The organism is Lentibacillus amyloliquefaciens, assembly GCF_001307805.1.
Classification (GTDB): domain Bacteria; phylum Bacillota; class Bacilli; order Bacillales; family Amphibacillaceae; genus Lentibacillus; species Lentibacillus amyloliquefaciens.
Genome location: NZ_CP013862.1, coordinates 3,483,215 through 3,497,486, shown reverse-complemented (window position 1 = coordinate 3,497,486; position 14,272 = coordinate 3,483,215). Strand labels below are relative to the sequence as shown.

Genomic DNA, 14,272 nt, shown 5'->3' with positions numbered 1-14,272 from the left:
CGACACTCCTTAAGCTTCTTTTTTTAATTTAGATTTAGGGAATTCATATGCCGGTTCTCTGAAGATAAGACTGAATACGACAAAGGCCAGCAGCGATAAGAACACAGGTACGGTAACTGTATGAACACCAAAGAGATCACCATACGCTTCATTGTAAAAATGAATGCCAATATAAGAGACAATACCGGTTATCATTGATGCGATGGCGCCGGATTTATTAGCAGTCTTCCAATATAATCCCAGTACAATCGGCCATATAAATGCTGCTTCCAATCCGCCAAAGGCAAATAGATTCAAGAATATAAGCAGTTCAGGTGGGTTGATCGATAACAGAAAGGCAACAATCCCAATAACTGCTGTGACACCCATACTTACCTTCTTAACGTGTTTAAATGATGCTTCAGGTTTAAAATAGTTAATATAAACGTCTTTAACGACAGATGAACTGACAAGCAAGAGTAGCGAGTCAACGGTTGACATCATGGCAGCTAATGGCGCTGCCAGCACGATCCCGGCCAACCACGATGGCAGCACATCCAAAGCAATCAGCGGAATTACCTGATCCGCAACTTCAATCCCCGGCAATACAGGTCTGGCAAAAACCCCAATTAGATGCATATTAAGCATAATAAAACCTACCACGACAGTACCTATCATAATAGCCCGGTGCATTGATTTCGTATTTCTGTAAGACATTGCCCTGACTGTCACCTGTGGCAAAGCAATGACACCAACCCCAACAAGAATCCAGTAAGACGATATGTAAGCAGCCGACAGCTGGCCATCCTGTCCATATGGTGTGACAAAATTAGGGTTTTCGGCGACCAAGTCAGAAAATATGTTGGACAAACCGCCGCCCGCCATAATAACGGCTACAAGCAGCACGAACGTCCCTAAAAACATCACAACCCCCTGCATGGTATCCGTTATCGCAACTGCCCTGAAGCCGCCAATGATAACGTAGATCAAAACGGACAGCGTAAAGATAAACAGGGCTGCAGTATATGACAAGCCAGTTAACGATTGAATTAGGTATGCACCGCCAACCCACTGTGCAGCCATAGCTGAAAACAAAAAGATAATGATACTTAATGCTGACAATAAAACAACAGGTGTACTTTTATATCGCTCCTTCAAAAAATCAATAAGCGTGACAGCTTTATAACGCCTGGTAACAATCGCAAATTTCTTTCCCAGAACAAGTAGAACAAAATAGCCGGTAGCCACTTGTGTCATTGCCAAAAGCACCCAGCCAAACCCAATGGAGTATGCAGCACCCGGTCCTCCCAGGAAACTTGAAGCACTGCCATAGGTTGCGACCATTGTCATGGCCAGAACCATTCCGCCAAATTCACGGCTGCCTAAGAAATAATCACTAAGGAACGATTTAGACGAAGCCATCTTTCGGTTTGACCAAATCCCTATCATAAAAACGATTAAAAGAAATATTAATAATGGTGTCACAACGCCCCAATTCATGCCGAATCCTCCTCTTCATCCTCAACTTCATCGTCCAAGGGAACCTCTTTCAATACAAATTTAACGACAATGAATACTAAAACTACCATGACAACATAACCGACTATACAACTCCAAAAGAACCAAGCCGGAAAACCTAACACATATGTGTATTCTTCAGGTGGTTTAGAACCCAAACCATAAGCAAACCCAAACCACCATAGAATATTGATAGCAGCCAGAATACAGCCCACTATAGCTTCACGGTTGGCTACCTTAAACCGCCAATCCTCATTAAAATGGTTATCTTTCATGCCTCTTTTCCCTCCAATTATATTTTTTAAGATCATAGCCACGTTGCTGATACATGTTTTGTAGAATTGCCGATTATAGAAGTTTTCCTCACTTTTCCTCATAGCGCTTCAGAGCGGATTATTGTATAACCGCATTTTCCTTAATGACGGGCCCCAGATCACAGAAGTCCTCCCCTCCTCAATAAGACAATAAAAAATTTCTTTTTGAATTCGTCAGTTCTGTTTGTTTTTTGTTAACGTTTACATCGACCTGAATAATAACCTTATTCTAGCTTCCGGCACACTTTGCAAATGGTAAAATTCATAGTATATTAAACTTACAATCTATTAGATCATACGTATTATGTATGACGTAATATGTAATATGTTTCATACACTCTATCAAAGTCAGAACACTTTGTAAATAAAAATTGCTGAAAATTAAGCCAACAAAGATGGAGATGAGCGTTATGGATTTATCAATTGAAAAAATTAACTTAAGCGGCACCATTTCGTCTGAAATTGTAAAAATTATTAAAGATAACCTTCTAAATGGAAATTTAAAACCCGGAGATAAATTGCCTACAGAAAAAGAATTAATGGAGCAAATAGGCGTCAGCCGAACGCCGGTGAGGGAAGCAATAAAAATTCTGGAAGCTATTGGCGTCATACAAATCAAACGCGGCGAGGGAATGTATATAACGAATAACTTATCACATTTTACTTTAAACCCTTTAATCTTCAGTTTGATCATGCATAGTAATGACATGGAAGAATTAATTAAATTCAGGCAGCACTTCGAGGTGCTTCTGATGAACATGATTATCACCAAAGAAGAAAAAAATATCCGCCCCATTGAGAAAGTCTATCAAACACAAACAGAAAGAATGAATCCTGAATTAAGCCCTGAAGAACTGGTCGATATTGACCTGGAATTCCATTTCGCTGTACTGGAAGCAACGAATAATCCTTTTGTTATTGAAATTGGAAAAACGATTTATGAAATAATCAAACCAAAAATGATACACTTTAAAAACGCTCAAAACATTGAACGCACATTAGCCACACATAAATACTATCTAGACTTAATCAGTGGCAAGCTTAAATTTAATTCGAGCAGCATCGTTCAAGACATGATTAGAAATAATGAAGAGATGGTGAATGAGTCGAAGTGAGTGGCTAAACCTTCTCTCTTAGCGAAAGTAAAACCTACTTCCCACTTTATTTAAGTTAAAATTTTTGAAACAGACTATTCCGAAAATACCCCTCTGCCTAACACGCGCAGAGGGGAGATCCTGTCTTATAATTTCAAATACGAATTCGCTATCGATGAGATGTTCCCGATATCAGTCGATACAATGGCATAAAAATTTCAATTTATTGCTTTCTCGCGGCCTGATGTTATTTTCCTGCCAAAATTGGGAAGACATAATATGGAATGAAGAAAAGGGAGTGTTTCATTATGAGTGAACGTATTTTTATCAGTCCCGCCAAATATGTGCAGGGCAAAAACGCGATTCAAAATATTGGAGAATACGTAAAAGATTTCGGCGAGCGGACTGTTGTTATAGCAGACGAAACCGTGTGGGAAATTGCCGGAAATGATGTTGTGGACAAGCTCAAACAGAAAAATCTCGAAGCTGAAGAAATTGTTTTCAACGGCGAAGCTTCCGAAACGGAAATTAACCGGATTACAGATATCGTCACTAAAGCGGGCGCATCTGTCGTCATTGGGGTCGGCGGCGGTAAAACACTTGATACGGCTAAAGCGGTATCCGACGAAGTAAATGGCATTGCAGTCATTGTGCCAACAACCGCATCAACCGACGCACCAACAAGCGCTCTTTCCGTTGTTTACTCAGATGATGGTGTTTTTGAAGGCTACCGTTTCTATAAGAAAAATCCTAACTTAGTTGTCGTTGATACGAAAATTGTGGCAGGCGCCCCACCGCGTTTTCTTGCTTCAGGCATTGCTGATGCGCTTGCCACATGGGTTGAAGCCCGCAGCGTCATACAGGCAGGCGGTGACACGATGGCAGGCGGCACCACAACAATTGCTGGACAGGCAATTGCCGAAAAATGTGAAGAAACCCTTTTCCAATATGCCAACCTTGCTTATGAATCGGTTCAAGCCAAATCCGTCACACCAGCACTTGAATCCGTTGTGGAAGCCAACACACTCCTCAGCGGCTTAGGCTTCGAAAGTGGCGGGCTTGGTGCAGCGCACGCCATCCACAATGGCTTTACAGCATTGAAAGGTGACATTCACCATATGACTCACGGCGAGAAAGTCGCATTCGGCACACTCGTCCAGCTTGCATTGGAAAAGCACGATATGAAAGAAATTGAGCGCTATATCCAGCTGTATACAAGCCTTGGCCTCCCTGTCACACTGGAAGATATCCATTTGAAAGATGCATCAAGGGAGGACATTATGAAAGTGGCAAAAGCCGCAACAACTGAAGGCGAGACGATCCATCAAGCCTTCGATGTGACAGCTGATGACGTAGCTGACGCTATCTATGCAGCTGATCAGTATGCAAAAGCCTATAAAGAAAAACATGCTAAATAGATATGCGCTATGCTTGCAGAGAGGGAGCACCTCCCTGCAAGCATTTTTTATTTTTTGGGTGATAGCGCTTGGGTTCGGGGCTTTTCTCGCATGAGCTCAGGCACTCTCGCTCGAATTGATGCTGCTCTCGCTCGTCTTTGGGCGCTTGTCGCTCGATTCGATACCACTCTCGCGCGACTTTCGGCAGTTCTCGAACAAGTTCCTTACTAAAATGAAGCCTACTTTATCCTTACGCCCTTGCTTTCTCCCTTCCCGGCAGTTTGATCGCCAAAAATAGCACAGCGATACAAAAGGCAAAGCAAATCAGCGCAACCAAATGCAGATGGGCTAAATCCATATGGTCGTTAAATGTCAGGCCGAGCAGACTCGACGACAGAATCGCTCCGATATAACGGCTCGTCTGATAGAGACCCGATGCCGATCCTGTTTCTTCCGGTTGCACATTCTCGTAAAGTGCTGTCTGTGTCGAGATATTATTGAACCCCTGACTCATGCCAAGAATCGACATAATGATCATCAGCCATACAAGCGGTGATGCCTCATGATAAGTGAGAAGCAGTCCTGTGCCGCTCAATAAAAATGACGCGCCTATAATAAGCGGCAGTTTCGACCCATATCTGTCAATGAGTCGCCCGGCAAGCGGCGCTGTGACAACACCGAATCCTGCAAATGTCAGCATAACCAGCCCGGTATTCTCTTCACTGTAACCCCTCACTTGCTGCAAATATGTCGGAAATCCGTAAAAATAACAATAATAGATAAGATTGATCGTCATAAACTGAATATAAACAAACAGGGCATTGCGATTTTTTGTCAGTCCTTTCATATCGATGAACGGCTCATTCTGTTTCTGTTCATACCAATAAAAAGCGGCCGCTCCCAGCAGAAACAACACGAGCGCCCACCAACGAACATTGTCGTTCAGTGATAGAATAAACAGAATTAATCCAGTAATGAAGCTGATGAACAGCAAGATTCCGACAAAATCGATTCGCCCAATGTTAAATTTTCCCTGGCCAGTATTCGGCAATACAAACAGTGCCAATAGAAAAGACAGAATAATGAACGGAAAATTAATCAAAAAGATCGACTGCCAATCCCATGCTGCAATCAGAAAGCCGCCGATAGAAGGGCCAAAAGCTGCTGAAGTCGATGAAAAAACAGCCAATACAGCCAGTGCTCTTCCTTGTTTTTTCGTAATATGTGAACGGACCATACTCATACCGCTGGGGAAAAGCGTTGAACTGCCAATTGCCTGCAACGCCCGGCATGCCAGAAGCACCGGGAAATTTGGTGAAAATGGCGCTAAGACAGATGCCCCCGCTACCAATATGAGACCTGCCATGAATAAGCGCTTTGGCCCGAACATATCGCTCAGCTTACCCATGACAGGCTGACCGGCGGCACTTGCCAGATAAAATATCGAAATTAGCCACGAGGCGTCTGCGAACGTTAAGGCAAAAGCCTCCTGCAGCCGCGTCAGCGCAACTGATATCATTGACGAATTTAACGGATTAAGCAAGGTCCCCAGTCCGACAGTCAAAACGAGCAGCCATGGTTTTCGTATGTTTGTTGCCATTGTTTATCCCTCGTTTATCTTCAGCTATAAGTCTATCGCAAATGCTGCAATATATATTACACGAATTTTAGCAGATTTCATAGATTCTAAGAATGACTAACCGTGCCCCAAACAAAGAAGTGACCATCACGCATTGCAATGATCACTTCTTTCTTCTGTTGACTGTTTCGGTGCACCTTATTTTCGCTGTGAATAACCGTGTTTCACAAAATCTTTTTTTACCTATTGTTGCTGTAATAATTTCAGGAGATCAAGAAAGTGATCATCCCGCGTATGAATGGCGTTTTCACCGTTATCATCATAATTGTAAAACCCTTCATTTGTTCGAATGCCGAGCTGATCGTTATCGACCATCTCTTTCAGAAAAGATGGAACTTCTCTTGTATTGGATAAATCTTGCATGATGTTGCCGACCATAGCTTCTGTGGTTTGCAGTCCTGCTAAATCCTGACTTTCCATCGGTCCGCAAAAAGCCCACTTAAAGCCCATGCTTCCTTTCATAGCGGTATCGATATCTTCTGCAGTTGCCACGCCCTCTTCCATTAAGTGAAACGCTTCACGAAGCATGGCAACTTGCACACGATTGACGATAAAGCCTGTAATCTCTTTTTTTAGAACGACCGGTGATTTTCCGATTTCTTTCAATATGTCATAAGTTGCATTGATCGTATCTTCATTTGTGTTGTCATCTTTAACAATTTCCACAATTGGTACAAGCTGTGGCGGGTTAAAAAAGTGTGTGATGATGAAACGTTCCGGATGCTTGGCGTTTTGCGTTAATTCTTTTAATGGAAAAGTGGACGTATTGGATGAAATAATCGTATCCTCTGAGACAACACTTTCAATAATTTCATATGTTTCCAATTTTGTCTCAAGCACTTCCGGGATTGATTCGAGAATAAAGTCAGCATTCTGAATCGCTTCATGCAAGTCTGTTGTGTAAGTGATACGGGCTAATGCTTGTTCCATTTCCTGATCGTTCAGCATGGCTTTTTCAACCATTATCTTTAAGCTGTTAGTAATGAGTTCCCGTGCTTTTTCCAGTGATGTTTCGCGCCGAGCCCGAATCCGTACATTCTTTCCTGCTTGGGCGAATAATTGTGCCGCACCATGCCCCATAACACCTGCTCCAAGTATTGTGATGTTTTTCATGTTAATTCTCCTTTGTGTATTGTTGATTACTGGAACATCTGAATTTTTCTCAATTCTATCGCATACACTGCTCAAAATAGTAATAATAAAAAAATAGCTGAAGGATTTCCGAAACAAACAAAACCTTCTTAAGTCTATCAATTTTGATAACGATTTCATCCATTTTAAGAAAAAAACTGTTATTTATAAATAGGAATGTTCTTTTATACGGAACAAAAGAAATCCACCTGAGATTTTAACTCACAATGGATTTTTTATTACTCTATAATGTTCGTAATAGATATAGACTGCGACGTAGGTACCATGTTGATTTCCGTTCCGGGCGGTCGCTTTCCCGCAGGAGTCGACTGCCCTCCACTCCAATCAACATTAACAAGAGAGGTTTAGTTAAGACCCAAAATAATGAGATCATAAAGCCCAAAACCAGCGTAGGAAATACACGACGACTCCTGCGGGAACAAAGGTATCGGTGAGACCCCGCAGTGCGACAGCACGAGGAGGCTCACCAGCCGCCCTAAGGTGCGCGGAGTGTATTTCCGAAGCGGTAGACGACGCACCAACTTTCACCTAAAGTTACGTCGTATTTTATAGATTTTACAACAACCGCTTAGAAAACAGACTTAGTTCTTAACCGGTGCCTTAACATTTGGCGTTCCGTATTTAAAGTAACTATCCGGTAGTGGTGCACCATAGTGAATAATTGCTTGTTCCACTTCGTCCTCGTTCCATTTAACCGGCTGCCAGTCCGGGTCAAAAATCAGATAGCCGGAATCCCCGAAAAGCTCTATGCGGTTGCCGCCCGGTTCAATCACATACATACATAGTGCCTGGGAGACGCCGTGCTTCAGCGGGCCTGCTTCAATTTCGATACCATGTTCTGTTAATACATCAGATAAATCATGCAGATGCTGCGGGAACCCATACCAGAATGCCAAGTGGTGAAGCCGCCCAAGTCCCTGCTCTGAAGTAGTTGCATCCTCCATGTAAGCAAGTTCATGCACCAGCGGACTGACACTTAACCAAGCACCAATTTCATCTCCATCATTTTTCACGACGTGCTCACGCAATTTGAATCCAAGATCATTCATCAAGTGCTCCTTATTGCGGTTCACATTGCTGGACATCAAGTTGACATGGTCAATACGGCGAACAGGGATACCGGTTATCGGACGTTTTTCCGGACGGCTTTTAAGCGGCGACTTTTTGTCATCGCTGCACTGATAATAATCAACATCCCATAGAATTTCCATATTGTGGTTATCCGGCGTAACAAATTGATAAGCAGCTCCATGTCCAAGATCCCCGTCGATCCAGCCTTTACCGGCGCCTGATTTTTCCAGGTCTTTCACACGACGCTCGAGCGCGTTTTTGGAGCTTGCCCGCCAACTGACATGACCCAAACCAGGTTCATTCCGCTCAGTCACTTTTAATGAATGGTGATAATGGTCCTCATAAGAACGCAGATAAACCGACCGACCTTCCCTTTCCACTTCTGTCATACCCAATAACTCCTTAAAGAACCATACAGTCTCCTCAGGGACCGGTGTATAAATCTCCACGTGAGCCAACTGCGCAACATCAAACTGCTTTAATTCTTGTTCCAGCACTATATAATCCCCCTGCCTTAGTTAATTTAACTACCTTTTGATAACGCTTTCACACACTTCTAAAAAAAGAGCCAGCCAGGCTATTGAAAAATTTTTCTTAATTTTATAATAGGCTAAGCTCAGCTCGAAAAAAACCGCCCAGTTCCGGTATGTGCAACAAAATTAAATTATTTTTGATTAATTTTTCAGATTAGGTCACACTTTATCTCCCCAAATCCTTCGCACTCGTGCCGCCGATTGACCAATGGGTTTTTGGCACCTCATTCACAATCACCCGGACGTTCTTTTTCGGCGCATCCAGCGATTCACTGACGGTTTCGGTCACATTTTGCATTAACGCGTCAATTTTTTCTTGTGACCTGCCTTCCATTATTTGAATATTGACTAGTGGCAAATACGTCACCTCCAATCTTTATCATTTGCTTCATCTATTCTTCTATTTCTTCACAAAGAAGGATACATCGCCAAGACCGCCGCACTTGACATTGACAAAGTCTCCCTCGGACAGCCTGACTGCTGCGGTGATGCCGCCGGATAAAATCGGCTGGCCGGCTTTCACTTTTTCGCCCTTTTTAGCGAGCATGTTGGCAAGACTGGCAATCGAATTTGCCGGATGGCTCAATACGGCGGCGCCCGCTCCAAGTGATTTCACTTCGCCGTTAATCGATAACGTGACGCCGACAACATCCAACTCCAGCTGATCCGGCGTTTTCAGTGCCGTACCAAAGACCGCACCGGATGCAGATGTGTTATCTGCAACCACATCAGGAAGTGTGAAATTGAAGTTTTCATAGCGGCTGTCGATGATTTCAATCGCCGGGAAGACATATTCCGTCGACCGCAAAACATCCAGTGCCGTCACATTCGGCCCTTCCAAGTCCCGTTTCAGCACAAAGCCGATTTCGGGCTCAATCTTAGGGTGTATATAGTCTGATAGTGAAATCGTGTCGCCTTCAGCCACGACCATGTCATCGAATACATAGCCATAGATTGGATTATCGACATTCATTTGCTTCATTTTAGCTTCACTCGTAATCCCCATCTTCGGCCCAACAATTGTCAGACCATCGTTTTGTTTCCGGCGAATAAGTTCTTCTTGAACCAGATATGCTTCATCAATTGATAGTTCCGGATACATTTCAGCCGTTATTTTAACGATCTCACGCTTCTCTTTTTCTGCTTGATAAACATAGTCTGCTAGTTTGTTAATTAATTGTTCGTCCATAAATTTGAACCCCCCTCAATTCCTCTAAGTTGCTGTTTTTTCCTTGCCGGCAAGTTCTGCTGCGACATCAATAATCATATCTTCCTGCCCGCCGACAATTTCACGCCGCCCAAGCTCCATCAAGATATCTCTTGAATCGACACCAAACTTTTTCGATGCACGATTAGCATGCAAGAGGAAGCTCGAATAGACGCCGGCATAGCCCATCGTCAGGCTGTCGCGGTCGATTTCCTGTGGTTTCGGCAGGATCGGTGCCACAATATCTTCTGCAATATCCATTATTTTGTAAACATCGACACCGGTTTCAATCCCCATTTTCTCAAGAACAGCGACTAACACTTCCGTTTGCGTGTTGCCCGCACCTGCGCCAAGACAGCGAATGCTGCCGTCGATGCGTGTTGCACCTTCTTCAATTGCCGCCAATGTATTGCCCATCGCAACCGATAAGTTATTATGGCCGTGGAAACCGACATGGCAGGAAAGTTCCTGTTTCAGTGCTCTTGTCCGTTCGCGCACTTCATGCGGCAAGAGCGCCCCTGCCGAGTCAACCATGTAGACGGTATCGGCGCCATAGCTTTCCATTAATTTTGCCTGCTCAACGAGTTTTTCTGACCCAACCATGTGGCTCATCATGAGAAAGCCGACCGTTTCCATGCCAAGTTCTTTAGCCGTTTCAATATGCTGTTTGGACACATCTGCTTCAGTGACATGTGTCGCAACACGGGCCATTTTCGCACCAAGATTCGCTGCTTCTTTCAAATTTTCGATTGTGCCGATGCCAGGCAACAGCAGTACGGCTATTTTGGAAAAATCCGCCACTGAAACGGCCGCTTCGATTAATTTCAGCTCATCGGTCAGCGATCTACCATACTGCAATGAAGAACCGCCAAGACCGTCACCGTGTGTCACTTCAATATACGGAACGCGTGCTTCATTCAATGCTTTGGTAATGTTTGTGACTTGTTCAACGGTATATTGGTGGCTGATAGCATGACTGCCGTCGCGCAACGCCACTTCAGTCAGTTTAATATCGAGTTGATTGCTCATGTTTCCCCCTCCTTCTTAGGATTGTTCGACCGTTTTCGCCGCTTTATCTTTCGCAAATTCTTCTGCCACTTTGACAGCAGCAGACGTCATGATATCGAGGTTTCCGGCATATTTTGGCAAATAGTGTCCGGCGCCTTCAATTTCCAGAAATACGGACACTTTATTACCGTCAAAAATCGGTTCTGTCTTTAAATGATAGCCAGGCACATAGGATTGAACTTTATCTGCCATATTCCGGATTGATTCTGTTATCGCTTTTTCATCCAATTCATCCTCGTTCACGATGGCATGAACCGTATCACGCATCATAATCGGTGGTTCAGCCGGGTTCAAAATGATAATCGCCTTACCTTCTTTAGCCCCGCCGACCTGTTCAATGCCTTTCGCAGTTGTTTCAGTAAATTCATCAATGTTCGCACGTGTCCCAGTCCCGGCGCTCTCACTGGAAATGGTAGCGACAATTTCAGCATATTCGACCGTTGCTGCCTGCTGGATTGCGTGCACAATCGGAATCGTTGCCTGACCGCCGCACGTAATCAAATTCACATTTTTAGCATCCAGATTTTCCCCAAGATTGACCGTCGGGACGATGAATGGTCCAATCGCTGCCGGTGTTAAGTCAAGCATCTGGATGCCCATTTCCTGTGCAACCTCATTATTGTGCAAATGCGCTTTGGCGCTTGTGGCATCAAAAACGATGTCAACCAAGTCCGGGTAGTCCTTTAAACCATCCACACCATTATCAAAGACGTGCACCCCTAATTCCTTCGCATGGCGCATCCCTCTTGATTCAGGATCGACGCCCATGACAGCCTTCAGTTCGAGTGAATCGGATTTTGTTAGTTTCACCATCAAGTCCGAGCCAATATTGCCCGTTCCGATAATACCGACCTTTAATTTCTTCACGGCCATCCCTCCTTTTTGAGTTACATTTCTAAATCAACCGCTTTCAAATTTAACCGTCAACTCACCGAGATCAGAAAACTTCACGCGGAACTCATCGCCGGGATCCGCCTCCACCGCTGCTGACAAGGCACCTGAGAGAATCACTTCGCCTGCTTTCAATTGAATATCATATGCCGCCAGTTTGTTCGCAAGCCATGCGACACATTTAGCAGGGTCACCCAATGCCGCCGCACCGACACCCGTGTTTTGCAGTTTGCCGTTTTTAAATAAAGCCATTCCGACCTGTTTGATGTCAACATCTTCTATTTTACACGGCTTATCACCCAGAACGTACAAACCGGATGATGCATTATCGGCAATCGTATCGGGCAATGTGATTTTCCAGTCTTTAACCCGGCTGTCAACAATTTCAATTGCCGGCACAATCACATCCGTCGCTTTCAACACATCAAGCGCTGTCACATCAGGCCCTTCAAGGTCGTCTTTTAAAATAAATGCTATTTCGCCTTCCACCTTAGGCTGCAGCACCTGATTTCGTGAGACGGTGCCAGCGTTTTCAACTTCCATCTGGCTCAGTAAATGCCCATAATCCGGCTCATCGACACCGAGCATCTCCTGCATCGCCTTTGACGTCAGGCCAATCTTCTTACCTGTAATGCGCGCGCCATCTTTAACATGGTTCTGAATCGTCTCCAACTGTACATGATAAGCATCATCGATTGAGAGGTCGGGATCCAGCTCAGTGAGCGGCTGGACCCCATCCTGATTTTCCCACGCTTTGGCGATATGAGCGGCGAGCTGTTTTGAATTAGGTTTAGAATCCGTCTGCATGGAAAAACCTCCTAAAGTTTAATCGTTATATTGGTTAATTCTGAATAGAATTCAAAGCTATGCATGCCACCTTCACGGCCAATACCGGAGTGCTTCGTGCCGCCGAATGGTGTACGCAAGTCACGCAGGAACCATGTGTTGATCCAAACCATGCCTGTTTCAATTTTTCCTGCCACACGATGGGCACGTTTGAAGTCAGTCGTCCACAGGCTGGCACTCAAGCCGTAATGGGTATCGTTCACCTGCTCCAATACTTCTTCTTCTGTATCAAACGGTACAATGTTCACAACAGGACCGAATATTTCTTCCTGTACACAGCGTGAATCTTTGCCGAGACCGGTGATGATGGTTGGTTCAATATAATAGCCTTTGTCAAAGCCTTCTGCAGCTTTACCGCCGATCTCGAACGTTCCGCCTTCTTCTTTGGCAATATCCAGGTAGCTGAGCACTTTGTTATAATGCTCTTCACTGACCATGGCACCGACATTTGTATCCGCTTCGAACGGATCGCCGACTTTCATCTCTTTCGTTTTGGCAGTCAGGCGTTCGACAAATTCATCATAGATAGGCCGTTCCACATAAATCCGTGAACCGCAGAGGCAAACTTCGCCCTGGTTAATAAAACTGGATTTTATCGTTGTTTCAATGGTGTCGTCCAAATCGGCATCCGCGAAAATAATGTTCGGGTTCTTGCCACCGAGTTCGAATGACAGTTTTTTCAGCGTTGGGGCAGCAGCTTTCATAATCGCTGTACCAGTTACCGTTTCACCAGTGAACGCAATCCCATCAACATCTTCATGTGACGAAATGGCCGCACCTGTTTCCCCGAAACCATGCACCGTATTAACCACACCATCAGGCACGCCTGCTTCCTTACAGATTTCAGTTAATACCGTCGCTGTCATTGGTGTCACTTCAGAAGGCTTCATAACAACCGTATTACCTGCCGCAAGCGCCGGAGCGAGCTTCCATGTCAACAAGAACAACGGCAGGTTCCATGGATTAATCAAGCCCACAACACCTGTTGGTTTGCGCACCGCATAGTGAATCGCTTTATCATCCTGCTGGTACGTTTCAGTGCCGACAGTTGTCAAGTAGTCCGCAAAGAAATGGAAGTTGTTGGCTGCCCGGTCGATATCAACGCTTTTGGATAACCATAGCGGTTTACCGGTATCAAGGGATTCCAATGTTGCCAATTCCTCATGTCTTTCCAGAATCAGATCACCAATCTTGCGGATAACGTTCGACCGTTTCCGTGACGGCATATCCGCCCATTCACCTTTCAACGCTTTTCGGGCCACGCTAACCGCTTCATCAACCTCTTCTTTTCCGCCAACCGCAACAGTACCTAAAATCTCTTCTGTCGCCGGATTCGGGTTTTCAAATGTTTCACCGCTTTTCGAGTGCACATATTCACCATTAATGTAATGGACACAGTCAATTCCTACTCTGTCTTTTTTCACTTCAGTAGATGGCATAATCGATAACCTCCTAAAGGATATTTATATGATTTTCCAATATTACTTCTGCTGGCTAGTCTTTTAACCTCCGGATGTGGATATATCCAAAGGGTTAACTTTATTGTACCGCCGGGTTGGAATT

The 14,272-nt window shown here is 44.4% G+C and carries 13 protein-coding genes; 2 read left to right on the top strand and 11 right to left on the bottom strand.

Annotated elements, in window-relative coordinates:
• Positions 1–9 precede the first annotated feature (9 nt).
• Both panF and AOX59_RS17310 read right to left on the bottom strand, forming a co-directional pair.
• Positions 10–1,479 carry a sodium/pantothenate symporter gene (gene panF / locus AOX59_RS17315; RefSeq protein ID WP_068447408.1) on the bottom strand — a complete coding sequence of 490 codons (1,470 nt, stop codon included), beginning with the start codon at positions 1,477–1,479 and terminating at the stop codon, positions 10–12.
• Entirely contained in the window at positions 1,476–1,772 is a 297-nt protein-coding gene (locus AOX59_RS17310) for a YhdT family protein (RefSeq protein ID WP_068447407.1), read from the bottom strand. The genes panF and AOX59_RS17310 overlap by 4 nt, the downstream gene beginning before the upstream one ends.
• A gap of 449 nt (positions 1,773–2,221) precedes the next feature.
• Between AOX59_RS17310 and AOX59_RS17305 the strand changes: the two genes are divergently transcribed.
• A complete protein-coding gene (locus AOX59_RS17305) occupies positions 2,222–2,926 on the top strand; it encodes a FadR/GntR family transcriptional regulator (protein ID WP_068447405.1) in 705 nt (234 codons plus the stop codon).
• A gap of 287 nt (positions 2,927–3,213) precedes the next feature.
• Positions 3,214–4,323, top strand: a complete 1,110-nt coding sequence (locus AOX59_RS17300; protein ID WP_179946412.1) for a glycerol dehydrogenase — start codon at positions 3,214–3,216, stop codon at positions 4,321–4,323.
• 229 nt (positions 4,324–4,552) lie between these two features.
• On the opposite strand, the gene AOX59_RS17295 is transcribed toward AOX59_RS17300, so the two are convergent.
• The 9 genes from AOX59_RS17295 to AOX59_RS17255 all read right to left on the bottom strand — a co-directional run bounded on the left by AOX59_RS17295 (position 4,553) and on the right by AOX59_RS17255 (position 14,148).
• Entirely contained in the window at positions 4,553–5,902 is a 1,350-nt protein-coding gene (locus AOX59_RS17295; RefSeq protein WP_068447401.1) for an MFS transporter, read from the bottom strand.
• A gap of 222 nt (positions 5,903–6,124) precedes the next feature.
• Entirely contained in the window at positions 6,125–7,054 is a 930-nt protein-coding gene (locus AOX59_RS17290; protein ID WP_068447399.1) for a 3-hydroxyacyl-CoA dehydrogenase family protein, read from the bottom strand.
• Between the two features lie 620 nt (positions 7,055–7,674).
• The gene (locus AOX59_RS17285) at positions 7,675–8,661 is read right to left on the bottom strand and encodes a catechol 2,3-dioxygenase (protein WP_335338760.1); all 987 of its coding nucleotides are present in this window, start codon (positions 8,659–8,661) and stop codon (positions 7,675–7,677) included.
• A 202-nt stretch (positions 8,662–8,863) separates the two neighbouring features.
• Positions 8,864–9,055: a 4-oxalocrotonate tautomerase gene (locus tag AOX59_RS17280; RefSeq protein ID WP_068447398.1), complete on the bottom strand. Its 192-nt coding sequence runs from the start codon at positions 9,053–9,055 to the stop codon at positions 8,864–8,866.
• Between the two features lie 42 nt (positions 9,056–9,097).
• Positions 9,098–9,886: a 2-keto-4-pentenoate hydratase gene (locus tag AOX59_RS17275; protein WP_068447396.1), complete on the bottom strand. Its 789-nt coding sequence runs from the start codon at positions 9,884–9,886 to the stop codon at positions 9,098–9,100.
• 24 nt (positions 9,887–9,910) lie between these two features.
• The gene (dmpG, locus tag AOX59_RS17270) at positions 9,911–10,933 is read right to left on the bottom strand and encodes a 4-hydroxy-2-oxovalerate aldolase (protein WP_068447392.1); all 1,023 of its coding nucleotides are present in this window, start codon (positions 10,931–10,933) and stop codon (positions 9,911–9,913) included.
• Between the two features lie 15 nt (positions 10,934–10,948).
• Positions 10,949–11,839, bottom strand: coding sequence for an acetaldehyde dehydrogenase (acetylating) (locus AOX59_RS17265; protein WP_068447390.1), 891 nt, complete (start codon positions 11,837–11,839; stop codon positions 10,949–10,951).
• 33 nt (positions 11,840–11,872) lie between these two features.
• On the bottom strand, positions 11,873–12,670 hold the full coding sequence (locus AOX59_RS17260) for a 2-keto-4-pentenoate hydratase (RefSeq protein WP_082684247.1): 798 nt from the start codon (positions 12,668–12,670) through the stop codon (positions 11,873–11,875).
• Between the two features lie 11 nt (positions 12,671–12,681).
• Positions 12,682–14,148 carry an aldehyde dehydrogenase gene (locus AOX59_RS17255; protein WP_068447389.1) on the bottom strand — a complete coding sequence of 489 codons (1,467 nt, stop codon included), beginning with the start codon at positions 14,146–14,148 and terminating at the stop codon, positions 12,682–12,684.
• Between the last annotated feature and the right edge of the window lie 124 nt (positions 14,149–14,272).

What these genes read in the sequence shown, in the direction of transcription:
- AOX59_RS17275 (WP_068447396.1), bottom strand. Translation starts at nt 9,886, where the DNA reads ATGGACGAACAATTAATTAACAAACTAGCAGACTATGTTTATCAAGCA.
- AOX59_RS17305 (WP_068447405.1), top strand. Translation starts at nt 2,222, where the DNA reads ATGGATTTATCAATTGAAAAAATTAACTTAAGCGGCACCATTTCGTCT.
- AOX59_RS17310 (WP_068447407.1), bottom strand. Translation starts at nt 1,772, where the DNA reads ATGAAAGATAACCATTTTAATGAGGATTGGCGGTTTAAGGTAGCCAAC.
- AOX59_RS17255 (WP_068447389.1), bottom strand. Translation starts at nt 14,148, where the DNA reads ATGCCATCTACTGAAGTGAAAAAAGACAGAGTAGGAATTGACTGTGTC.
- AOX59_RS17260 (WP_082684247.1), bottom strand. Translation starts at nt 12,670, where the DNA reads ATGCAGACGGATTCTAAACCTAATTCAAAACAGCTCGCCGCTCATATC.
- AOX59_RS17300 (WP_179946412.1), top strand. Translation starts at nt 3,214, where the DNA reads ATGAGTGAACGTATTTTTATCAGTCCCGCCAAATATGTGCAGGGCAAA.
- AOX59_RS17295 (WP_068447401.1), bottom strand. Translation starts at nt 5,902, where the DNA reads ATGGCAACAAACATACGAAAACCATGGCTGCTCGTTTTGACTGTCGGA.
- panF (WP_068447408.1), bottom strand. Translation starts at nt 1,479, where the DNA reads ATGAATTGGGGCGTTGTGACACCATTATTAATATTTCTTTTAATCGTT.
- AOX59_RS17290 (WP_068447399.1), bottom strand. Translation starts at nt 7,054, where the DNA reads ATGAAAAACATCACAATACTTGGAGCAGGTGTTATGGGGCATGGTGCG.
- dmpG (WP_068447392.1), bottom strand. Translation starts at nt 10,933, where the DNA reads ATGAGCAATCAACTCGATATTAAACTGACTGAAGTGGCGTTGCGCGAC.